General features: G+C 40.2%; 18 protein-coding genes. All 18 read left to right on the top strand.

The genetic code is table 11. The features are described 5' to 3' along the window. Window positions 1-109 precede the first annotated feature (109 nt). Window positions 110-3,577: a DNA topoisomerase III gene (locus G610_RS19545; protein ID WP_035796762.1), complete on the top strand. Its 3,468-nt coding sequence runs from the start codon at window positions 110-112 to the stop codon at window positions 3,575-3,577. A 49-nt stretch (window positions 3,578-3,626) separates the two neighbouring features. Then, window positions 3,627-4,301: a UDP-N-acetylglucosamine pyrophosphorylase gene (locus G610_RS0103230; RefSeq protein WP_026523634.1), complete on the top strand. Its 675-nt coding sequence runs from the start codon at window positions 3,627-3,629 to the stop codon at window positions 4,299-4,301. A 76-nt stretch (window positions 4,302-4,377) separates the two neighbouring features. Beyond that, complete coding sequence (locus G610_RS0103225; protein WP_026523633.1) at window positions 4,378-4,581, top strand: DUF6465 family protein; 204 nt, start codon at window positions 4,378-4,380, stop codon at window positions 4,579-4,581. A gap of 78 nt (window positions 4,582-4,659) precedes the next feature. Continuing rightward, window positions 4,660-5,538, top strand: coding sequence for an HAD-IIA family hydrolase (locus G610_RS0103220; protein WP_026523632.1), 879 nt, complete (start codon window positions 4,660-4,662; stop codon window positions 5,536-5,538). A gap of 129 nt (window positions 5,539-5,667) precedes the next feature. Next, window positions 5,668-8,028, top strand: a complete 2,361-nt coding sequence (locus G610_RS0103215) for a hypothetical protein (RefSeq protein WP_026523631.1) — start codon at window positions 5,668-5,670, stop codon at window positions 8,026-8,028. A gap of 182 nt (window positions 8,029-8,210) precedes the next feature. Then, window positions 8,211-8,894 carry a F0F1 ATP synthase subunit A gene (locus G610_RS0103210; protein WP_026523630.1) on the top strand — a complete coding sequence of 228 codons (684 nt, stop codon included), beginning with the start codon at window positions 8,211-8,213 and terminating at the stop codon, window positions 8,892-8,894. A 230-nt stretch (window positions 8,895-9,124) separates the two neighbouring features. Then, window positions 9,125-9,340 (top strand): ATP synthase F0 subunit C, encoded by a 216-nt coding sequence (gene atpE / locus G610_RS0103205; RefSeq protein WP_026494584.1) that lies wholly within the window; start codon window positions 9,125-9,127, stop codon window positions 9,338-9,340. Between the two features lie 22 nt (window positions 9,341-9,362). Continuing rightward, on the top strand, window positions 9,363-9,854 hold the full coding sequence (locus G610_RS0103200; RefSeq protein WP_155830940.1) for an ATP synthase F0 subunit B: 492 nt from the start codon (window positions 9,363-9,365) through the stop codon (window positions 9,852-9,854). Window positions 9,855-9,876: 22 nt separating this feature from the next. Next, window positions 9,877-11,676: a F0F1 ATP synthase subunit alpha gene (gene atpA / locus G610_RS0103195; protein ID WP_026523629.1), complete on the top strand. Its 1,800-nt coding sequence runs from the start codon at window positions 9,877-9,879 to the stop codon at window positions 11,674-11,676. Between the two features lie 11 nt (window positions 11,677-11,687). Beyond that, complete coding sequence (gene atpG, locus G610_RS0103190; protein ID WP_026523628.1) at window positions 11,688-12,626, top strand: ATP synthase F1 subunit gamma; 939 nt, start codon at window positions 11,688-11,690, stop codon at window positions 12,624-12,626. A gap of 15 nt (window positions 12,627-12,641) precedes the next feature. Beyond that, window positions 12,642-14,045 (top strand): F0F1 ATP synthase subunit beta, encoded by a 1,404-nt coding sequence (gene atpD / locus G610_RS0103185; protein ID WP_026523627.1) that lies wholly within the window; start codon window positions 12,642-12,644, stop codon window positions 14,043-14,045. 66 nt (window positions 14,046-14,111) lie between these two features. Continuing rightward, window positions 14,112-14,531 carry an ATP synthase F1 subunit epsilon gene (atpC, locus tag G610_RS0103180; RefSeq protein ID WP_026523626.1) on the top strand — a complete coding sequence of 140 codons (420 nt, stop codon included), beginning with the start codon at window positions 14,112-14,114 and terminating at the stop codon, window positions 14,529-14,531. Window positions 14,532-14,603: 72 nt separating this feature from the next. Then, window positions 14,604-15,677: an acyltransferase family protein gene (locus G610_RS0103175; protein ID WP_026523625.1), complete on the top strand. Its 1,074-nt coding sequence runs from the start codon at window positions 14,604-14,606 to the stop codon at window positions 15,675-15,677. A 121-nt stretch (window positions 15,678-15,798) separates the two neighbouring features. After that, window positions 15,799-18,309, top strand: a complete 2,511-nt coding sequence (locus G610_RS0103170; protein WP_026523624.1) for a homocysteine S-methyltransferase family protein — start codon at window positions 15,799-15,801, stop codon at window positions 18,307-18,309. 46 nt (window positions 18,310-18,355) lie between these two features. Next, the gene (ilvB, locus tag G610_RS0103165) at window positions 18,356-19,990 is read left to right on the top strand and encodes a biosynthetic-type acetolactate synthase large subunit (protein ID WP_026523623.1); all 1,635 of its coding nucleotides are present in this window, start codon (window positions 18,356-18,358) and stop codon (window positions 19,988-19,990) included. 14 nt (window positions 19,991-20,004) lie between these two features. Beyond that, window positions 20,005-20,496 (top strand): acetolactate synthase small subunit, encoded by a 492-nt coding sequence (gene ilvN / locus G610_RS0103160; protein WP_026523622.1) that lies wholly within the window; start codon window positions 20,005-20,007, stop codon window positions 20,494-20,496. 129 nt (window positions 20,497-20,625) lie between these two features. Further along, on the top strand, window positions 20,626-21,141 hold the full coding sequence (gene ilvN, locus G610_RS0103155; RefSeq protein WP_026523621.1) for an acetolactate synthase small subunit: 516 nt from the start codon (window positions 20,626-20,628) through the stop codon (window positions 21,139-21,141). A gap of 67 nt (window positions 21,142-21,208) precedes the next feature. Continuing rightward, complete coding sequence (gene ilvC / locus G610_RS0103150; protein WP_026523620.1) at window positions 21,209-22,237, top strand: ketol-acid reductoisomerase; 1,029 nt, start codon at window positions 21,209-21,211, stop codon at window positions 22,235-22,237. The last annotated feature ends 19 nt before the right edge of the window (window positions 22,238-22,256 follow it).

Below are 22,256 nucleotides of genomic sequence, written 5' to 3'. Positions count from 1 at the left end.
GGGTATAATACACTTTGTGATTATAAGTTATCCAGAGATCTGTTATGACAACTATGATCTCTGGATTTTTTATCGCAATCTCTAAATTCGAAAGGACTAGCAAAAGGAATTGCCTAAGAAACTGATAATTACTGAGAAACCATCAGTTGCCAGAGATTTCGCAAGAGTTTTGGGAGTATCGGGGAAAACAAATAATTATATAGAAAACGATCAGTACGTAATAACCTGGTGTTACGGCCATCTTGTAGAGATGGTGTACCCTGAGGATTACGACATTAAATATAAAAAATGGAAGCTTGAAGATCTTCCTTTTCTTCCTGAAAAATACAAGTATGATGTCATAAAAAGAAATGCTGAGCAGTACAACACCGTAACAGGACTTCTTCACAGAGAAGATATCGATGTTGTTTACTGGGCAGGAGACTCGGGAAAAGAAGGACAGACAATTGAAGAAAATATAAGGAACTTTGGCGGTGTCAGAGATGGCATGACTGAGCTTCGAGTGTGGATTGATTCTCAGACTGATGATGAGATAAAAAGAGGAATTGCAGAGGCGAAGCCCATGTCTGATTACGCGCTTCTAGGTGAGTCAGGAATCATGCGTGCTATTGAGGACTACAGCCTTGGTATCAATTTTTCAAGAGCTCTTTCTGTAAAATACGGAAGGCTTATAAATGATGCTGCTGCCACCAATTCCTATACTGCAATTGCAATTGGCCGTGTAATGACCTGCGTCCTTGGAATGGTAGTAAGGAGAGAGCGTGAGATTAGGAATTTCACAGAGACTTCATTTTACAGAATAGTAGGTTCATTTTCCGAAGCAGGTATAAACGCTGAGTGGAGAGCTGTAGAAGGCAGTAAGTATTTTGAATCGCCTCTTCTCTATAAAGAAAATGGCTTTAAAAAAGAAGACGATGCAAGAGCATTAATAGATTCTCTTACAGGGAAAGAAGCTGTTATTGACAGTATCGAAATAGGAAAAAGTAAGAAGAAAGCACCGCTTCTTTTTAACCTTGCTGAGCTTCAGGCAGAGTGCTCAAAGAGATTCAAGATTGACCCTTCACAGACCCTGGCCGTGGCACAGGAGTTATATGAGAAAAAGCTCACAACTTATCCCAGAACCGATGCAAGAGTGCTTACAAAAGCCGTTGCAAAAGAGATTACCAAGAATCTTCGAGGACTTACAAGTCTCCAGGGAATTTCCGGATATGTTAATAATGTTCTTCAGAACGGCTTATATAAGGGCATAGACAGACCGCCCTATACAGATGATTCCAAGGTTACGGATCACTATGCAATAATCCCTACAGGTCAGACAGGGGCTGTTAATTCATTATCACCACTTTCAAAGAGCGTATATGAGCTTATTTGCAGAAGGTTTGTTGCGATATTTTATCCGCCTGCTGAGTATAAAACAGCAAAGCTCCAGATTATGGTTGATGGCGAGAGATTTTTTGCAACAGCAAAGCTTCTTATGTCTCCCGGTTATTTAGAGGTAATGGGACTTCCTCAGGATAAGGGGAACGATTCAGATAAGACCGAGGAAGAAGATGATGCAGGTATCTCTAAAGAGGATTTTGTTAAGTTCGTTGAGAGTGCAAAAGAAGGGGATACCATAAGTGTAAACGGATATGATTTAAAAGAGGGTAAGACGGCTCCGCCAAAGAGATACACGACAGGAACCCTTATTCTTGCCATGGAAAATGCCGGTAACCTCATCGAGGATGAAGAACTTAGAGAGCAGATAAAAAATACCGGTATCGGCACATCCGCAACAAGAGCTGAGATCATTAAAAAGCTTATAACCATCAAATACCTGAACCAGAGTAAGAATCAGATTGTTACTCCCGGAACTCTTGGTGAGATGATCTATGAGATTGTGGTTCTAACGTTGCCTACAATCCTTAACCCCGATATGACAGCCAGCTGGGAGAAGGGCCTTGAAGGTATTTACAACGGCTCTGTTAACGGTAAAGAATACAGAACAAAGCTTGAGAGTTACATAAGGCGAGAGACTCAGAAGATAATAGAAAAAGATCTTACTCAGGATATTATTAAAAATATCAGCCCTCTTGCTGGAAATAAGGCAAAGGGAGCCGTGGCAAGACGCCCCATAGGTGTAAAGTGTCCTGTCTGCGGCGGTGAGATTACAACCACTACCTTTGGCTATGGATGCAGTAACTATTTTGATGAAAACATAAAGTGTAACTTCAGTATTGGTACTATCGCAGGTCGTGAGCTCACTGAAGATGAAGCTAAAACTCTCATCACAGAAGGGAAAACCGGCGTCCTTTCAGGTTTTGCAGGAAAAAATAAAAAGCCCTTCAGTGCAACCTTGCAGCTTTCCAAGGATGAAAACGGTAAGTATAACGTGGGCTTTAATTTTGACGAAGTTCCCGATGAATATCTTGAAGATGTGAAATGCCCTGTCTGCGGCGGAAGAATTGTTAAAACCGGTTATGGATATGCCTGTGAAAATCGCAGAAACGAAGAGAACAGCTGCTATTTCAATATCGGTGAGATTGCAGGCAAGACCCTGACAAAGGAACAGGTTTTAACTTTGCTTCGCGGCGAAGAAACGGATGTAATAAAGGGATTTAAGTCTAAATCCAAAACAGCTTTTAGTGCCAAGCTTCTGCTTAAACCCGGTGAAGATGGCAAGATCGGTGTAGCCTTTAATTTTGATGGAATAGAGCCTGATTATGTGGCAGATGTTGTATGCCCTGATTGCGGCGGTCGAATTATCAAAAAGACCAAGGGCTTTGGCTGTGAGAACTTTAAGATGGATGATCCACAGTCCTGTAAGTTCTTTGTTGGTAAGATTTGTCAGAAGCAGCTTACGGAGAGCAATGTAAAGGAGCTTTTAAGTACAGGCCATACTTCTACGATTCGCGGCTTTAAGAGTAAAGCAGGAAAGAAGTTCGACGCATGCCTTGTTCTTAAGAAAAATGAAAGCGGTGCATCTGAAATTGCATTTGATTTTGATAATGTGGAACAGCAGACTCTTAAGGATGTTACCTGTCCTATATGCGGCGGAGAGATTGTAAAAACCTCCTTTGGATATGGCTGTAAGAATTATAAAAAGGACGATCCTGAAAACAGTTGTAAATTCAACATTGGAAGTATCTCGGGAGTTAAGCTTAAGGATGCACAGGTCAAAGCACTTTTGACAAATGGAATCACAGATCTGATCACAGGCTTTAAATCCAAGTCCGGTAAAAAGTTTGATGCAAAGCTCACCCTTAATAAGACTGAGGATGGTAAGATAGAAGGTCTTAAATTCGTATTTGAAAATGAAGACGAAACACTTGAAAATCTCAAATGTCCTAAGTGTGGAAAGAGAATCATTAAGGGCTTCATGGGATACAGATGTGAAGATTACAAAAAGGAAGAGGATGGCTGTAAATTCTTTGTAGGAAAGATTGCAGGTGTAACTCTGAGTAAAGAGGATTTCACAAAGCTTCTTACTGAGAAAAAGACAGATAAGATTACAGGCTTTACCAGTAAGAAGGGAACAACCTTTGATGCTGCATTAAAATTTGATGAGCAGTTCAATATAGTCTTTGATTTTGAATGAGCATTGATATATTCTATTTTTATAAATTTATCCATGAGAGGAGACTAAAATGGAGCAGTATTCTATTGAGAAATTATATGATTTAAATGAGACAATTGCTGCAGATCTTATGAGAAGCGCAAAATATCCCTGGGAGATACTTCCCAAAATAAAAGATTTTATCATAGAGCTTGGAAATAAGCTTCCTCAGGATAAGTATGAAAAGAAGGGCGAGAATATCTGGATCGCCAAGAGTGCGATTGTTTATGATTCAGCTTATATAGCAGGTCCCTGCATCATTGATGAAGAAGCAGAGGTAAGACACTGCGCATTCATCAGAGGTAGTGCTATTGTTGGTAAGGGAGCGGTTGTCGGTAATTCAACAGAGCTTAAGAATGTTATTCTGTTTAACAAAGTGCAGGTTCCTCACTACAACTATGTGGGAGATTCTATTCTTGGTTTTAAATCTCACATGGGAGCAGGCTCCATTACATCTAATGTGAAGTCCGATAAAAAACTTGTTGTGGTTAAGAACGGCAAGGAAGACCAGGTTGAGACAGGCCTTAAGAAGTTTGGTGCAATGCTTGGAGACAATGTGGAAGTTGGCTGTGGCAGTGTACTTAATCCCGGAACAGTTATCGGAAGAGAGACAAATATTTATCCTCTTTCTTCTGTAAGAGGCTGCATTCCCTCAAAGAGTATCTTCAAAGATAAGGATCATATTGTACGAAAAACAGAAGATTGATAATTGACTTGTCAAAACTACAAGACTATAATCTTACTTAGTTTTAATTCTTATTGATTCGGAGGAGGGAATACCAATGGCAACTATCAAGACAAAGATTGAACTTCAGTATGCTGATAAGAATATCACTCAGGATGAACTCGTTGAGAGAGCTAAGGCTGCTTGCGAAGCTGAGTATGGCGTAAAGGGCGTTAAGGATATGCAGCTTTATGTTAAGCCTGAAGAGAACAAGGCATACTATGTTGTTAACAACAAGATGACAGGAAGCATCGATCTTTAATCAAATTTTTTATGTAACACCAAGCCTCAGGGTAAAACCTGAGGTTTTTTCATATAAGGATATACAAGGACAAAGAAAATGAATACTGAATTATCATTTGAACAAAATTTTGAGAAACTACATAACTGTGAACTTTTTCTTCTTGATATGGATGGCACATTATATCTCGGAGATGAGGTATTCGACGGTGCAATAGATTTTATCCATACACTAAAAAAAACAGGAAAGAAATACATTTACCTTACCAACAATTCTTCAAGAGCAGGCACGGATTATGTTGATAGACTCAGAAGACTTGGTTTCCCATGTGAGCCTGAAAATGTCTACACATCAGGCATGGCAACTGCAAGATACTTAAAGGAAAAGTATTCTGACAGACATATTCTGGTGGTTGGTACAAAGACTTTTTACAACGAATTAAAATCAGCAGGATTAAATGTATTTACTTCATCCATGTATGATGATGAGTCACTTTTTTCAGAAGACACAAAAAAGAGTTTTGATAAGGACATTCCTGTAGTATGTGTGGGCTTTGATACTGAGCTTGTTTACAGGGATCTTGATCTTGCGGTTCACTTCTTAAGAAAAGGCTCTGAATTCATCGCTGCTAATCCCGACTGGGTATGCCCTATGCCTGCCGGTGAAGTGCTTCCTGATTGCGGAAGTATATGTGCGCTTCTTACTGCTTCAAGCGGCAGCGAGCCTACATATATTGGAAAACCTAACAGAAACATGGTGGATATAATTTCATCTATGACAGGAATTCCAAATGATAAGATATGCTGTGTGGGAGACAGAGTATATACAGATATTGCCGTTGCACAAAATGCAGGAAGTGTTTCTGTCTGTGTCCTTTCAGGCGAATCAGATGAAAAAATGATCCAAGAGATGGAAAAGTTACCCGACTATACGCTTGAAGATGTGAAGGAATTAGCATCAATACTTATTTCAAAGTAATTAAATCCGCTATTTTTGCTTGATTATTTCAGACATAAATTTTCCATGGTTTTTTTGTAGCTGATGCATATAAATATATAGAGACAGCGTTAGACCAATTATCGAATGAAGTAAAAAGGGGTAAATGTAATGTATGCTAAGCAGTTAATTCAGTATTTAAAAAATACTCTCGGTAATAATCTTACACAATATCAGAATGAGATTGATGAATACGAGAGGGATCTTAGACATAACGGGCAGCTGGAACGCGGTGATATATCCTTCATTCGCGAGGAGCTAAGCCCTATTGTTGATGCATATAATGAAGTTCTGAGAAACCTTGAAGAAGCTGAAAAGCAGGTAGATACCTTAACAAATGGTAAGCCACTGTTTAAAGAGCCTCTTCAGAGCAATCTCATTAATAGCTTACAAAAGCTTGATGATTCAATAAATGACTATTGGAATGGACATGAATATGAGAGTGATCATAATTTTGTCAAAGATTTCATAGGTCATGATACCATACATGATGTTTCTATGGCCATTACTTCTGCTAAAGCAAGATTTGGCTACGATATGATAAAGGTAGATGACTCAGAAGAAGCCAAACAAAAAAGAGATGATTATGTAAGAAATATTACATGCATAAAGCAGTCAAAACCACAGATATTAGAAAAATATTCTTACGAAAATTTAAGCGAAGAAGAAAAGCGAAAACATGATCAGATTTGCGATTATTGGTGGAAAAACGTAAAACCGAATGGATTTAACGCCAGTATGGATTTTTTGGGAACACTGGAGACTAAAAGGCTATCATTGGGCAAAGAATCAGACGGTGAATTGGCAGCTTTTCTTGATATTATGTATACAATAACATGTCCTACTAATGAAAAAGGCGAGGTTGATTATGATAAAGCAAGATTTATGTCTGATGGACTTGTTATTCTTCATAAGCAAAACAGTGCAAAGATGGGTGAAGTAATACAGAAATATTACGATGAGCATCCTGTGGAAAAGCCTGATAAAAACGCATCCAAAGAGGAGATTGACGAATATAATAAAAAATTAAAGGATCAAAACAAAGAAGCACGTATGGCGGGAGAAACATCATACGAGGGATTTGAATGCTTAAAAACAGAACAGATAATAACTAATTTCAGCACTCTGACACCGAACACAATAAAGGACAGTGATGGAAACGATTTATCTAACCGTATTCTTTTAGCACCGCATAAATATAAAGCGTACTTAAAACTAACAAATCCGCAGCTGGCTGCGAAAATTGACCTTTGCGATGATACCAAAGAAGTACATTTTTCAAATGATGACTATATAAGGGTTGAGAATTCAACCAAGATAAATTTTGATAAAAATAAAAGCGGATATAATGAGGCATTTCAGAACTATCAGAATTTCAAAATAGAGAATTCTGCTTTTGACAGAGAGTATGAAATGATGGACAAATGTGCATCACTTAATACTATCTACAGGAAACTTCTGGATACCAATAATTCTTATCTTGGTCATAGTAACAGCGAAACCTATAAAAATATGATGTCATCTATGGCGACTGTTGAAAATCTTTCAAAGGATTTAATAATAAAAGGTCAAAAACCTGATGCCGAGCAGAGAATGAGTCTTGTTACAGCCATAGAGGAAGCTGAAAAAAATATATATGCGTATACATTAACCAATAAAGGAAGTTATGTTCACGACGCCGGAGAAACCAGAAGAGATTTATCAATTGCAGCACTTTCTGTTGTTAATATGGGTTTGGCAACTAAGGTAGCTCGTGAAACTAACGTTAAACTTGTTGATAAAGGCAACCCTCAGATTTCTACTGAAATTCTTCAAAACAGATATGGAATCGGAACTCGCGGCATCACAGATAAAACCAACATAGATAAGGGATGCGAAAAATATAATATTACCGATCAGAATCTCATCAGAATGATGAAGAATCCTCAGAATCTTGATGATTATAAGAATATGTTTGATGTAAAGCATCATGCACGAATAATCAGATGGAATTCGGGTCTGTATAATGATACCAAAGACGCCATAGCTTCTTTCCAGAAATATCGTGACAGAGTAGTGAATTACATGACCGGAAAGACTCCTATGAATGAGGCCAAGCTTCAAAAAGATATCAGGAAAATGAATGAAGCCTATAACCAGTGTAAGGAGCTTTTGCCTCAGTATTGCGAAAAAGTCATGGGCGTAAACTATAATGAATTCGGTAATGCAGACAGCAGGGGAACCAGCGCAGGAAAGCTGAGAGCGGCCGGTGCCGGTGGTGCTCTTGATGAGTTTATGGGTAATGTATCCGGCAATACTCAAAGAGCTAAAAAACAGATTACCTTCAGGGATCTTTATACTAAAGAAATGGCCAATAATAAGATGGAAAATAACAGAGGCAAACACAGGAGATCTGCAAAGGCTGCATCCGTTGAGTATGCGAAAAACCATAAACGGGCAGAACTCAATAATAATGCCAACTCACTTAACTGAATTTTTAATTATGAGTTTCCTGCAAGTGTTGTGGGAAACTCATTTTTATTTGAATATTTTTAATCAAAGAGAACCTAGTATATTTATACAATTATGATTGAGAAAAATGTGCTAAAGAAGTATAATAATGTAGTTGTATTTTTAGTATAAATTGTTATGGGGATGGTATTATTTTTATGGATATTGGTGGACTTTTAAAAGAGCTGTTATTAGAGGACAAAGTGCTTATTCACTTTGACTTTATGAACGGCTTTTTTGATATTAATAAGTCGGTTGTAGTAACCTGGGGTGTCATAGCTGTTATCGCATTATTACTTGCATTTTTAACAAGTGGAATGAAAGTACATAATATTGGAACAAGACAGCTCCTTGCTGAGATGATGGCAGATGGCCTTCGCGGAATCACCGGCGGAATGCTTGGAGAAGAGGGACTTCAGTATAGAGATTACATGGCAGTTGTGCTTGTTTTCATAGGAGCATCCAATCTGGTTGGACTGTTTGGACTTACACCGGCCACCATGGATCTCAATGTGACAGCTTCACTGGCTATTATGAGTATCATTCTTGTGGAGGCAGCCGGTATCAAGCAAAAGGGCTTTAACAAATGGCTTAAATCATTTACGCAGCCCATGGCTATCATTACTCCCATGAATGTTCTTGAGCTTGCCATAAGACCGCTGTCACTTTGCATGCGACTTTTTGGTAACATCATCGGTGCCACAGTCATCATGGAGCTTTTAAAGATGGTAGTTCCAGTAATCATCCCCGCAGCCTTTAGTGTATATTTCGATATTTTCGACGGATTAATCCAAGCTTACGTATTTGTATTCTTAACCTCACTCTACATAAAAGAGGCAGTAGAATAAAAGAAGCAGCCACTATCTATCGTTTATAGAATACTTTAAATAATAAACAACCATATAAAGCTGAAATTATTAAGTGAGTTGACGGAACTGAATGTATGCCCGTAGAAAGGCATATTTTCACAACGTCGACCATTTCAATAATATAAATAGTTCTTTTTTATGCCTTTCCGAGGGCATATGTTCAGTTCCGTCAACGGGCTAAACCATTCAACATTGTAGGAGGTATACTTATGAATTTAGCAGCAATTGGAGCTGCAATCGCAGCATTTACAGGAATTGGAGCAGGTGTTGGTATCGGTATCGCAACATCTAAGGCAGTTGATGCCGTAGCACGTCAGCCTGAGGCAGACGGTAAGATCATGAAGCTCCTTCTTCTTGGTTGCGCACTTGCAGAGGCAACCGCTATTTACGGATTCGTTGTATCTATCATGATACTCTTTACCTGATTTTTAGGGAGGGAAAAAAGCAGTGTTAAATATCAGTATTATGAACATCGTATATAATGCGATCAATGTTTTGCTCCTTTACGTGGTGTTCAGACTATTTTTGTTCAAAAAGGTTGACAGCATCCTTCATCAGAGAAGGAATGAGATAGACCATGCTACCGATGATGCTAAGAAAAAGCAGAAGGAAGCAGAAGAATTAAAAGAATCTTATGCTAAAAAGCTTCAGGATGCTGATAAGGAATGCGAAGAGCTCATCTCTAAGTCCAAAAAGGACGGCTATGATGAGTATGATCGCATTGTTAATGATGCGAAAGCCAAGGCTGAGCAGATCATCGTTGAAGCTAAGCACAATGCACAGTTAGAGGCACAGCGTGAGAAGGATGCTTATGTATCAGAACTCACAGATCTTGTTGTGCATGCAGCTAATAAGATTGCCGTTTCCAAGCATGACGAGGAGACAGATAAGGAACTTTATAATAAGTTCATTTTCGAGGCAATTGAGAAGAGCGAATAACCAAAATCAGGGGTTTTAATTTATGTTAAGAGATAACGTAGCAAGACTCAGATATTCATCAGTTGCACCTTCCGAAGGACAGGCGGAGCAGATTAAGGAAGCTCTTGCAAAGAGGTTTGGTAATCCTGACCTGGAGCTTGAAATTATTCATGATCCAAAGGTTGGAGGCGGTTTCGTAGTTAACTACGGTAACTTCGAATATGACTGGAGTGATGAAGGTCGTACCAGACAGCTTAAGGAATTAATTGAGCTTACCAGAAAAAGGCAGAATACTAATGCCGAGAATCTTGTTTCTATTATCAGAGACAGGGTTAATAAATTTGACCTTAAAGCAGAGGGTAAGGAAGTCGGCAGAACCATTTGGGTCGGTGACGGAATTGCCAATGTTGTAGGAATAGATCATGCCTTTTACGGCGAGATTGTTCGTTTTGAGGATGGAACAAAGGGAATGGTACAGGATATCAGAGATGATCATATCGGTGTCATACTCTTTGGAAGTGACGAAGGAATAAGACAGGGTACAAGATGTGCCCGTACCTATAAGCAGGCAGGTATTCCTGTAGGCGAAGCCTTTATTGGAAGAGTTATTGATGCTCTTGGTAATCCGGTAGATGGCGGTGAAGAGATAAAGACAGAGGTTTACAGACCTGTTGAAGAACCGGCTCCCGGAATTGTTGAGAGACGTTCAGTTAATGAGCCCTTGGAGACAGGTATTCTTTCTATCGATACCATGTTCCCTATTGGAAGAGGCCAGCGTGAGCTTATCATCGGTGACAGACAGACCGGAAAAACATCTATTGCAATGGATGCCATTCTTAACCAGAAGGGTAAGGATGTTATCTGTGTTTATGTTGCAATCGGTCAGAAGGCTAGTACCATTGCAAAGCTCATAAATACCTTTAAAGAATCCGGTGCTATGGATTATACAATTGTTGTTGCATCTACAGCTTCAGACAGTGCGCCTTTGCAGTATATTGCACCCTATGCAGGAACGGCTATGGCTGAATATTTCATGCTGATGGGCAAAGATGTTCTGATAATCTATGATGATCTGTCAAAACATGCTGTTGCATACAGAGCACTTTCACTTTTGCTTGAGAGATCCCCCGGACGTGAAGCTTATCCCGGAGATGTATTCTATCTGCACTCAAGACTTCTTGAGAGATCAAGTAAGCTTTCAAGCGATCTTGGAGGCGGTTCAATAACAGCGCTTCCTATTATCGAAACCCAGGCGGGAGATGTATCTGCATATATTCCTACCAATGTTATTTCGATTACTGACGGACAGATTTTCCTTGAATCAGATCTGTTCTTTGAGGGTATGAGACCTGCTGTAAACGTAGGACTTTCTGTATCCCGTGTAGGTAGTGCGGCTCAGACCAAGGCCATGAAGAAGGCTTCCGGAAGCATACGTATCGATCTTGCGCAGTACAGAGAGATGGCTGTATTTACTCAGTTTGCATCTGACCTTGATGAGACCACAAAGAGTCAGCTTCGTCATGGCAGCGTACTTATGGAACTGTTAAAACAGCCACTGGGTAAGCCTTATGCAATGTATGAACAGGTTATCCTGCTTGTTTGTGCAAACGGCGGAAAGCTTGATTTTGTGCCGGTAAATGATGTTAAGGATTATAAGGTCCGTCTCCTTAAGTATTTTGAAGAAAACAGACAGGATATCATTGAAGATATAGTTAAATCCAATGACCTCTCGGATTCTACAAAGAAGGCTATTCTTGAGTCAGCTGATGAGTTTGAGAGAATTAACAATGAACACCTCAAAGAGGAGCTCAAAAAGAAGAGAAAGATATTGAATTTGGATTAAGGTGATTTTTTGTGGCTAACATAAAAGAGATTCGCGATAGAATCAGCAGTATTCGCGACACAATGAAAATTACAAATGCGATGTATATGATCTCCTCCAATAAGCTCCGTAAGGCAAAGAAACAGCTTGCAGATACCGAGCCTTATTTCTATGCGCTTCAGGCTATGATTGCAAGAGTATCAAGGCATATTCCCGATGACGTGGATGATATTTTCCTTCAGAACGCGGAAGGGATTCCTTTTCACGCAAGGGCAAAAGGTTATCTGATACTTACTTCGGATAAAGGTCTTGCAGGTGCATTTAACCACAATGTGGTTAAGCTGGCAGAGGAGCATATTAGAGAGAGTAACAAACTCCTAAACTATAAGCTCTATGTTGTTGGTGAATTTGGAAGACATTATTTTACAAGTCTCGGCTTCAAGATAGAAGAGAACTTCAGATATACTGCGCAGAACCCTAATCTGGACAGAGCCAGAGATATTTCCGCTACAATACTTGAAGATTACAGAAACGGTGTTTTGGATGAGGTCTATGTAGTCTATACATCCATGAAGAATTCTCTTACGAGCGAGGTTAAGATCGAGAAGATACTTCCCTTGGATATTATTGAGAATGCCAGAAACAGATACAGGATCATTGATGCCTACAATGAGGAATTTATCTTTGATCCAAGCCCTAAGGCCATAATCGATAACATTGTTCCTAACTTCATCACGGGATTTATTTTTGGAACTTTGGTTGAGACCTTCTGTTCTGAACAGAATGCCAGAATGATGGCCATGGATAATGCCAATAAAAATGCTACATCCATGATAGGAGAGCTGGTAAAACAGTATAACAGAAAGAGGCAGGCGGCGATAACCCAGGAGATTACTGAGGTTGTCAGCGGAGCCAAAGCACTTAAGAGAGCTAAAGAAATCAAACAGCGTAAAAATCGCGCTAGTAAATAATAAGAGGATGAGCGAGTGAATAACGAAGGAAAAATCCTGCAGGTTATGGGACCTGTAGTAGATGTCTTATTTGAAAATGGTAATCTTCCATACATAAGTGATGCTCTTAAGGTAATGGTAGGTGAGAAAAAGGGCGTCATGGAGGTTGCTCAGCACGTGGGAGACAATGTTGTAAGATGCATTATGCTTACAGCAAGTGAAGGTCTTGCTAAGGATATGCCTGTTTATCAGACCGGCGGTCCTATCAGCGTACCTGTTGGAAGGAAGAACCTTGGAAGACTTTTCAATGTTCTTGGAGATACCATTGACGGCGGAGCTAATCTTGACGGAGAAAAGCACTGGTCAATTCACAGAGAGCCTCCAAAGCTTGAGGATATGAGCCCTGTTGCTGAAATCCTTGAGACTGGTATAAAGGTTATCGACCTTCTTGCACCTTATGCTAAGGGTGGTAAGATAGGTCTTTTCGGTGGCGCCGGTGTAGGTAAGACAGTTCTTATTCAGGAGCTTATTCAGAATATCGCTACAGAGCACGGTGGATACTCCATTTTTACAGGTGTTGGAGAGCGCTCTCGTGAAGGTAATGATCTGTGGACCGAGATGAAGGAGTCCGGCGTTTTAGAGAAAACAGCTCTTGTTTTTGGACAGATGAATGAGCCTCCGGGAGCTCGTATGAGAGTTGCTGAGACAGGTCTTACAATGGCTGAGTATTTCCGTGACAGAGAGCGACAGGATGTGCTTTTGTTCATTGATAATATTTTCAGATTTGTACAGGCAGGTTCAGAGGTTTCATCACTTCTTGGACGTATGCCCTCTGCGGTTGGATATCAGCCCACTCTTGCTACTGACTTAGGTCAGCTTCAGGAGAGAATTGCATCCACCAAGACAGGTTCCGTTACTTCTGTACAGGCTGTTTACGTGCCTGCTGATGACCTTACGGATCCTGCTCCCGCAACCACATTCGCTCACCTGGATGCTACGACGGTTTTATCCCGTAAGATTGTAGAACAGGGTATTTATCCGGCTGTTGATCCTCTTGAATCATCAAGCCGAATTCTTGAAGCTGATGTCGTAGGTGAAGAGCATTATTATGTTGCCACCAAGGTTCAGGAGATGCTTCAGAAATATAAAGAGCTCCAGGATATTATTGCGATTCTTGGTATGGACGAGCTTGGTGAAGATGATAAGCTTACTGTTTACAGAGCACGTAAGATTCAGAGATTTTTATCACAGCCCTTCCATGTAGCTGAGACCTTCACAGGCGTTAAGGGTGTTTATGTTCCTCTTAAAGAGACGATCAGAGGCTTTAAAATGATCATTGATGGTATGATGGATGATTATCCTGAAGCTGCATTTTTCAATGTAGGTACAATTGATGATGTAATTGAAAAGGCTAAAAAGCTTGAAGGCGGCGAGAGATAAGAGCTTTCGAATAGTTGCTTTTGAGTGATCGTAACAAAAGCTATTGTTTATTTGAGGTGATAAGTTTTGGAGAGAAAAACCTTTAATCTACAGGTTATGTCCATAAACGGAATATTTTATAATGGCAGAGCGGCCGAGATTATTTTGCCCTGCATTGACGGTGAATACGCCATTCTCCCGGAGCATGAGGAGCTTGTGCTTGCTATCTACAACGGCAAGATGACCATAAGAGATGAGATTGGCGATAAGATTGACTGTATCGTTGGTGTGGGCTCAGCTCAGATTGCCAATAACAGAGTTATTGTTATTGTTGATACAGTTGAAAAGCCCGAAGATATCGACAGAAACAGAGCAAGAAGAGCCTTGGAGCGAGCAGAGGAAGAGATGAGACAGAATAAATCCATCAAGGAGTATTATACTGCTCAGGCTGCCATGGCAAGAGCTCTTACAAGACTTAAACACTCATCAGACTATGGTCTTGACTAAAGTTTGTTTTATATATTGTATTATCTGACATCATATTGGGAGTTTTAAAATGATATGGTGTCCCGGAGGGGTATGAAAAAAACAGCACATAGTGCTTTACTTGATGAAATTAAGGCGATTGCCTGTATATTTGTTATATTGATTCATTGTAAGTTTCCCGGTATTACAGGAGATTTGTGCGAAGCCCTTGCACGCTTTGCAGTTCCATTCTTCTTTGTGATTTCTGGGAAATATCTTTTAAAGGAATCCTGCATAGAAGTATCTGATATCAGAAAGACTGTTTTTCAGAAAACAAAAAAGCTTCTTGGGGTTCTTTTTCCTGTCTGGATTTTCTATACGGTATATTCCTTTTGGTATAGCTGCACAGTAGGACATACAGTATCTGAATGGCTTTCCGATAAGTACAACAGCTTTGAATTTTCAAGACTGATACTTTTTAATTCCGGTAAGTTTATATACGATTTTACGTATTCATTTGATCATCTGTGGTTTATATTGGCACTTATTTATGTGTATTTGCTTGTAATAATATTTGCAAGGTTTGTCAGAAGCTGGGCGCCTTTTCTTACGGTATCACTTATGATGCTTCTTTTTGTCCTTGAACTCTTACAGACCTATTATCCCATAAGACCATTTGATATCAGTATTTCCACCTGGTACGTTGTAAGAAACTGGCTCTTTGTAGGCGTACCCTTCACAATGCTGGGAGTGTGGTTTAGCGATAAGCTTTCGAAGAAGGAATTTTTCTATAATGTTTCGGCAGGCATTACATGTCTGGCATTAGGTATTATCTCAACCATGGCAGAGTATTCAATTTGGAACAGTAAGGAAGTTTACTTTGGATCATTTCTTATTGTTCTTGCTTTACTAATCTTGGAGAATGCCGGAAGAAACATGGGCAAAAAGAAATTTTTTCACATAAAGACATTTGAATTTGTGGGAAGAACTATTTCATCACATGTTTATTATATGCATGTTTTTGTAATATCCTTGTTTGGCTGGTTTATAGACAGAATAAATCCTGAGATATATGGGAATGAATCCTTTATGTATGCCAGACCATTTATGGTGATTGTTCTTACGATTGTGCTTTCGCTAACAATTTATAAAATAAAAACTTTGACTAAAAAGGATAAAAATGTATAATTATACAGATACTCATTTCGATATTCATAAATATACATTCCTTTAAAATTGATAAATTAGTCTATGCTGTATTATAATAGCTCAAAACTTGAAGAAATATACTGAAGAAAGATTACATTATATGAACAGAGAAGAACTGATTAAATTTATAAATGACAAGAAGATTGTTTTCCTTGATGGCGGTACCGGGACTTTTCTTATGAAAAGAGGTCTGCCTGCAGGCGCATGTACAGAGCAGTGGCTTATAGAACACGAAGATGTTATCAAAGAGCTGCAGAGCGCTTATGTTGCTGCAGGATCAGATATTATTTATGCACCGACTTTTACTGGAAACAGAATTAAGCTAAAAAACTTCGGCCTTGAGGATAAGGTCACTGAGATAAATACAGAGCTTGTCAGGATTGCAAAAGAAAGTGCTGCCGGTAAAGCCCTGGTTGCCGGTGATATCACAATGACAGGCAGACAGCTTAAACCTATGGGCGACCTTGATTTTGAGGAACTTATAGATGTTTATAAGGAACAGATAAGAGCTCTTGTAGATGCAGGGGTGGATCTACTTGTAGTGGAGACCATGCTCAGTCTTCAGGAATGCAGAGCAGCCCTGATTGCAGCAAAGGAAGTTTCAGACATAGCTGTAATGGTTACTCTTTCTTTTGAAGCAGATGGAAGAACACTTTTCGGAACAGATGCCAAGACTGCTGCTATAGTTCTTGAATCCATGGGAGCTGCAGCAATCGGAACAAACTGCGGCACAGGACCAGATAAAATAGTAAATATTGTAAAAGAGATTGCTTCAGTTACGTCTATTCCCGTAATCGCAAAGCCCAATGCAGGACTTCCTGTTATGAATCCCGATGGAAGTACAGGCTACGACATGGACTGCGATACCTTTGTAACTGAGATGGAGAATATTCTTAATGCCGGTGCCACTGTTATTGGTGGATGCTGCGGAACAGATCCTGATTATATTAAGGGAATTCACGATAAATACACAGGCTTCGAGAGTGATGCTTCAAGGAAGCCTGAAGGAATAAGATACCTTACAAGCGAGAGAGAAACTGTTGCATTTTCTCTTAATGATCCTTTCATGATCGTGGGTGAGAGAATCAATCCTACAGGTAAGAAAAAGCTTCAGGCAGAGCTTTGTGAAGGCAAGCTTGATATGGTCTGCGATTTTGTATCACAACAAGAGAGCGATGGAGCAGCAATTCTTGATGTTAACGTGGGCATGAGCGGTATCGATGAGAAGCAGATGATGAGTGATGTTTTTGATGAGATAATGCCTCTTACATCACTTCCTCTTTGCATAGATACCAGTGATGAAGCCACCATGGAGATGGCTCTTAGAAAATATCCGGGAAGAGCTCTTATAAACTCTATCTCCCTGGAAAAAGATAAGGCAGAAAGATTCCTGCCTCTTGCGAAAAAATACGGAGCGATGTTTATAGCACTTCCTGTTGGACCCAAAGGCCTTCCTAAGGATCTTGCTGAAAAGCACAGCTTCATCGATGAACTTTGTAATAAGGCTTACGAACATGGCCTTACAAAAGAGGATATTGTTGTTGACGGCCTTGTTGCCACAATCGGTGCCAATCCCGAGGCAGCGCTGGAGACTCTTTCAACTATTGCTTACTGCAAAGAAAAAGGTCTTGCTACTATCTGTGGACTTTCCAATATTTCCTTTGGTCTTCCTCAGAGAGCATTTATAAATACAGCTTTCCTAACAATGGCGATTGCAAACGGTCTTACAATGGCTATCTGTAATCCTTCTCAGGAACTTCTTGTAAACAGTGCTTTTGCATCAGACCTTTTGAGGCATAAGGAAGAAGCCGATATTCGTTATATCGACAGAATGAACCGTTACGATGGTATGAATGTGCAGGTTGCATGCGTACCTAAAGGACAGACTCTTTCCGTAACACCTTCTGTAAAAGATGAAAAAACAGCAGCTTCAAAGGAAGGTACTGAGCTTAAAGAAGTCGATGCCAAAACGGCTTTTTATGAAAAAGTAAAAACAGACGTAATGAAGGGCTCTAAGAAAAACATTGAAAAGGACACCCTTGATGCCGTAGATGCAGGGTGCGAGCCTAAAGTGCTTCTTAACGATGTGCTTATGCCTGCAATCAACGAAGTAGGTGAGCTTTTTGATAAAGGAAAATACTTCCTTCCGCAGCTAATTGCCAGTGCTGAAGCCATGAAGCTCAGTATTGCGAAGCTTGAGCCGCTTCTCAAAGAAGCAGGTGGAGAGGATTCCAAGGATAAGGTCACAATAGTAATAGCCACCGTTCACGGTGATATCCATGACATAGGTAAGAACCTTGTGGCCCTTATGCTTAAGAACCACGGATTTAATGTTATCGATCTTGGAAAGGATGTTCCAAGTGAAAAGATAGTTGATACAGCTATTTCTGAAAATGCAGGAATTATCGCACTTTCAGCTCTAATGACCACGACCATGCAGGAAATGAAAAACGTGGTCAGAATTGCTAAGGAAAAGAACTGCAACGCTAAGATAATCATCGGCGGCGCGGTTGTTACTGAGGATTATGCCTGGGAAATAGGTGCTGACGGATATTCATCCGATGCAGCAAACTGCGTAAGAGTGGTTAAGAACATCATCAGCGCAGTGTAACATTTTCCCTATACGTGATAAAATTTACAAAAATGGAGGCTTAATTATGAACGGAGCACAGGCGATAGTTAAATGTCTCGAAGAAGAAAAAGTAAAGGTTGTTTACGGCTACTCCGGAGTTGCAATAGCTCCTTTTTATGATGCTCTCGGAGAAGTTGATATCAAGCAGGTTCTTGTAAGAACCGAGCAGAATGCCGCTCATTGCGCCAGCGGCTATGCACGAATCAGCAGAAATGTAGGCGTATGTGCTGTAACAAGCGGCCCCGGTGCCACCAACCTTATCACCGGAATCGCTACAGCTTATGCTGACAGTATTCCCCTTGTTTGCATCACAGGTCAGGTTAATTCTGAGCTTATCGGCAGTGATGTTTTCCAGGAGGCTGACATCACAGGCGCAGCAGAATCATTTGTAAAATACAGTTATCTAATCAGGGACGTAAATGATATTCCGAGAGTTTTCAAGGAAGCTTTTCACATTGCAAACACCGGAAGAAGAGGCCCTGTTCTTATTGATATTCCCATGGATATCCAGATGGCAGAGATATCCAAGTTTTCATATCCTGAAAAAGTTAATATGCGTACCTACAAGCCTACAGTAGAGGGTAACGCTGTTCAGATAAAGAAGGTCGTAAAAGAGGTTGCTCAGGCAAAGAGACCTATTATCTGCGTAGGTGGCGGTGTACACCTTTCCGGTGCTGTAGATGAGATAAGAAAGTTTTCCAAAGAGAATCAGATTCCTGTTGTATCAACAATGATGGGTATAGGTGTTATGAGCTCTCTTGATCCCATGTATTTTGGAATGGTTGGTAATAACGGAAGACCTTATGCAAACAGAGCTCTTAATGAATCTGACCTTCTTTTGATGGTTGGTGCCCGCGTAGCAGACAGAGCTGTGAACCGACCTGATCTTATAACTGAGAATAAGGTTCTTATTCATATCGATGTAGATCCTGCAGAGATCGGTAAAAACGTAGGCCCTACCATACCTCTTGTAGGAGATATAAAGCATATTTTCAAGAAAATAAATGAATTTGAGGATAAAGAGGATCTGATCCATAAGAGACAGGACTGGATCGATACTTTGAATGAGTACAGACTCACCATGGTTGAGAAAAGACCTGAAATCGACACCTCAAAATTTGTTGATCCCATGCAGTTCCTTAATAAGCTTTCCATAAGACTTCCTGAGGATGCCATTTATGTAGCTGACGTAGGACAGAATCAGATTTGGTCCTGCAGATGGCACCTTGTAAAGAAAGGCAGATTCCTTACATCAGGCGGTATGGGAACCATGGGCTATTCGATACCTGCTGCCTTTGGCGCAAAGGAAGCTGATCCTAATAAGACAGTTGTTGCTGTTATGGGTGAGGGAGGTTTCCAGATGTCAATGATGGAGCTTTCCACTTTGAAGCAGTATGGAAATAACGTAAAGATCATTATTTTCAGAAATAATTTCCTTGGAATGGTTCGTGAGTATCAGCACTATAAGCTGGATGACAGATACAATATGGTTATTCTGGACGAATCACCAAAGCTTGATAAGATCGCTGAAGCTTATGATATGAACTATATGAAAGCAAGTAATCAGGAAGAGGCTGAAGAACTTATAGAAGCACTTTTAAAGGATGATGCACCTGTAATTGCAGAAATCGTTGTTGATCCTTATGACCTGGCTAAGTAAAGGGGTGGTAGATTATGAAAAGAATTTATTCTGTACTTGTAGAAAACCATGCCGGCGTTCTTTGTAAGGTAGCGGGATTGTTTTCAAGAAGAAATTTCAATATTGATTCTCTGGTTGTGGGCGAGACCAATTCAAGGGATGTGTCCTGCATGACAATTGTATCAAGCGGCGATGAGCGAACTATCGAACAGATAGAAAAACAGCTCAACAAAAAGCTTGATGTCATCAAGGTAAAGACCTTTAAGGAGAGCATGAGTATATGCAGAGAGCTCACTCTTATTAAGGTGCGCTACAACAGAGATAACCGCAGAGATATTATGGAAAACTGCGACATAATGAAGGCTCAGATCGTGGATATGAGTAAGAATCTTATGATGATTCAGATATGCGACACCCCTGAGAGGGTTGAGCTTTTCATAGAAATGCTTCGCACAGTATCCATTGTTGAGATAGCAAGAACAGGTACTGTAGCCCTTACAAAATGCGGTGAAAATGATAAAAACTGAACTTTGTTTAAAATATACAATAATTTAAAGCGTTAAAGCTTTAAATTATAAAAGTATTTCATTGACTTATGCATTAAAAACGCATAAAATTTATTGATATAAGTTTAAACGGCAGTTCATTGGAGGAGTATGAAGAAAAAAGTATTTCAGCTGCTGGTAGATAATACATCAGGCGTTTTGACCAGGATTTCAGGTCTTTTCGCACGCCGCGGTTATAATATCGAAAGTATTACAGCCGGTACTACCACAGATCCAAACTATACCAGAATAACAATCGTAGCATCAGGTGATGATGTGATCTTAGATCAGATTGAGAAACAGCTCAGTAAGCTCATCGACGTAAGAGATATTCACGAGCTTGAGCCGGAAGAAAGTGTATACAGAGAGCTTTCTCTTATCAAGGTCAGAGCCGGTGAGAAAGAGCGCGAGAGTATCATGACAATCGCCAATATTTTCAGAGCTAATATCATCGATGTTACACCTGAGTCTCTTATAATCGAGATCACAGGTAACCAGTCTAAGGTAGACGCACTTCTTAAGATGCTTGAGGGCAAAGAGATCTTAGAGCTTGCAAGAACAGGTATTGCCGGTCTTACAAGAGGCGTTGATAAAGTAGTTTCTGTTAAGGAACTGGAAGAAAAATAAGGTTTACTACGAAATATTATCTATTTCGCTGTATATATAAAATTTAAATTTACGGAGGTAAGGAAACATGTCACAGGAAGCACGCATTTTCTATCAGGAGGATTGCAACTTATCACTCTTAGAGGGTAAGACCATTGCAATTATCGGATATGGTTCACAGGGTCACGCACACGCACTGAACCTTAAGGAGTCAGGCTGCAACGTCATTATCGGTCTCTATGAAGGCTCTAAGAGTAAAGCAAAAGCTGAGGCGCAGGGACTTAAGGTTTATCCCACAGCTGAAGCTGCAAAGATGGCTGATGTGATTATGATCCTTATCAACGATGAGAAGCAGGCTAAGATGTATAAGGAAGATATCGAGCCCAACCTTGAAGCAGGCAACATGCTTATGTTCGCACACGGCTTCAATATTCACTTTGGTCTCATTCAGCCCCCCAAGGATGTTGATGTAACAATGATCGCTCCTAAGGCTCCCGGCCACACAGTAAGAAGTGAGTATCAGGCAGGTAAGGGAACACCTTGTCTTGTAGCTGTACATCAGGATGCTACAGGTAAGGCTCTTGATAAGGCTCTGGCTTATGGCGCTGGTATCGGCGGTGCAAGAGCAGGTATCCTTGAGACCACATTCAGAACAGAGACAGAGACAGACCTCTTCGGTGAGCAGGCAGTTCTTTGCGGCGGTGTTTGCGCACTTATGCAGGCTGGTTTTGAGACTCTTGTTGAGGCCGGTTATGATCCGAGAAACGCATACTTCGAGTGTGTACACGAGATGAAGCTCATCGTAGATCTTATCTATCAGTCAGGTTTTGCAGGAATGAGATATTCAATCTCCAATACAGCTGAGTACGGTGATTATGTAACAGGTCCTAAGATCGTTACAGAAGATACCAAGAAGGCTATGAAGAAAATCCTTTCCGATATCCAGGATGGAACCTTTGCTAAGGAATTCCTTCTTGATATGAGTGAAGCAGGCGGACAGGTTCACTTCAATGCTATGAGAAAGCTTGCATCTGAGCATCCCGCTGAGCAGATCGGTAAGGAGATCAGAAAGCTTTACAGCTGGAACAACGAGAACGACAAGCTTATAAACAACTAATTTTGTGATACATGGAGGC

It is taken from the genome of Butyrivibrio sp. MB2005 (genome assembly GCF_000424285.1).
Lineage (GTDB): Bacteria > Bacillota > Clostridia > Lachnospirales > Lachnospiraceae > Butyrivibrio.
The sequence above is the reverse complement of the archived record's forward strand: the minus strand, read 5'-3'. Positions and strand labels throughout refer to the sequence as shown.

Bases quoted from the DNA above. Each gene is read 5' to 3' on its own strand.
- atpE (WP_026494584.1), top strand. From the start codon at position 9,125: ATGAATTTAGCAGCAATTGGAGCTGCAATCGCAGCATTTACAGGAATT.
- G610_RS0103225 (WP_026523633.1), top strand. From the start codon at position 4,378: ATGGCAACTATCAAGACAAAGATTGAACTTCAGTATGCTGATAAGAAT.
- G610_RS0103175 (WP_026523625.1), top strand. From the start codon at position 14,604: ATGAAAAAAACAGCACATAGTGCTTTACTTGATGAAATTAAGGCGATT.
- G610_RS0103230 (WP_026523634.1), top strand. From the start codon at position 3,627: ATGGAGCAGTATTCTATTGAGAAATTATATGATTTAAATGAGACAATT.
- ilvB (WP_026523623.1), top strand. From the start codon at position 18,356: ATGAACGGAGCACAGGCGATAGTTAAATGTCTCGAAGAAGAAAAAGTA.
- G610_RS0103170 (WP_026523624.1), top strand. From the start codon at position 15,799: ATGAACAGAGAAGAACTGATTAAATTTATAAATGACAAGAAGATTGTT.
- ilvC (WP_026523620.1), top strand. From the start codon at position 21,209: ATGTCACAGGAAGCACGCATTTTCTATCAGGAGGATTGCAACTTATCA.
- ilvN (WP_026523621.1), top strand. From the start codon at position 20,626: ATGAAGAAAAAAGTATTTCAGCTGCTGGTAGATAATACATCAGGCGTT.
- ilvN (WP_026523622.1), top strand. From the start codon at position 20,005: ATGAAAAGAATTTATTCTGTACTTGTAGAAAACCATGCCGGCGTTCTT.
- G610_RS0103220 (WP_026523632.1), top strand. From the start codon at position 4,660: ATGAATACTGAATTATCATTTGAACAAAATTTTGAGAAACTACATAAC.
- atpA (WP_026523629.1), top strand. From the start codon at position 9,877: ATGTTAAGAGATAACGTAGCAAGACTCAGATATTCATCAGTTGCACCT.
- G610_RS0103215 (WP_026523631.1), top strand. From the start codon at position 5,668: ATGTATGCTAAGCAGTTAATTCAGTATTTAAAAAATACTCTCGGTAAT.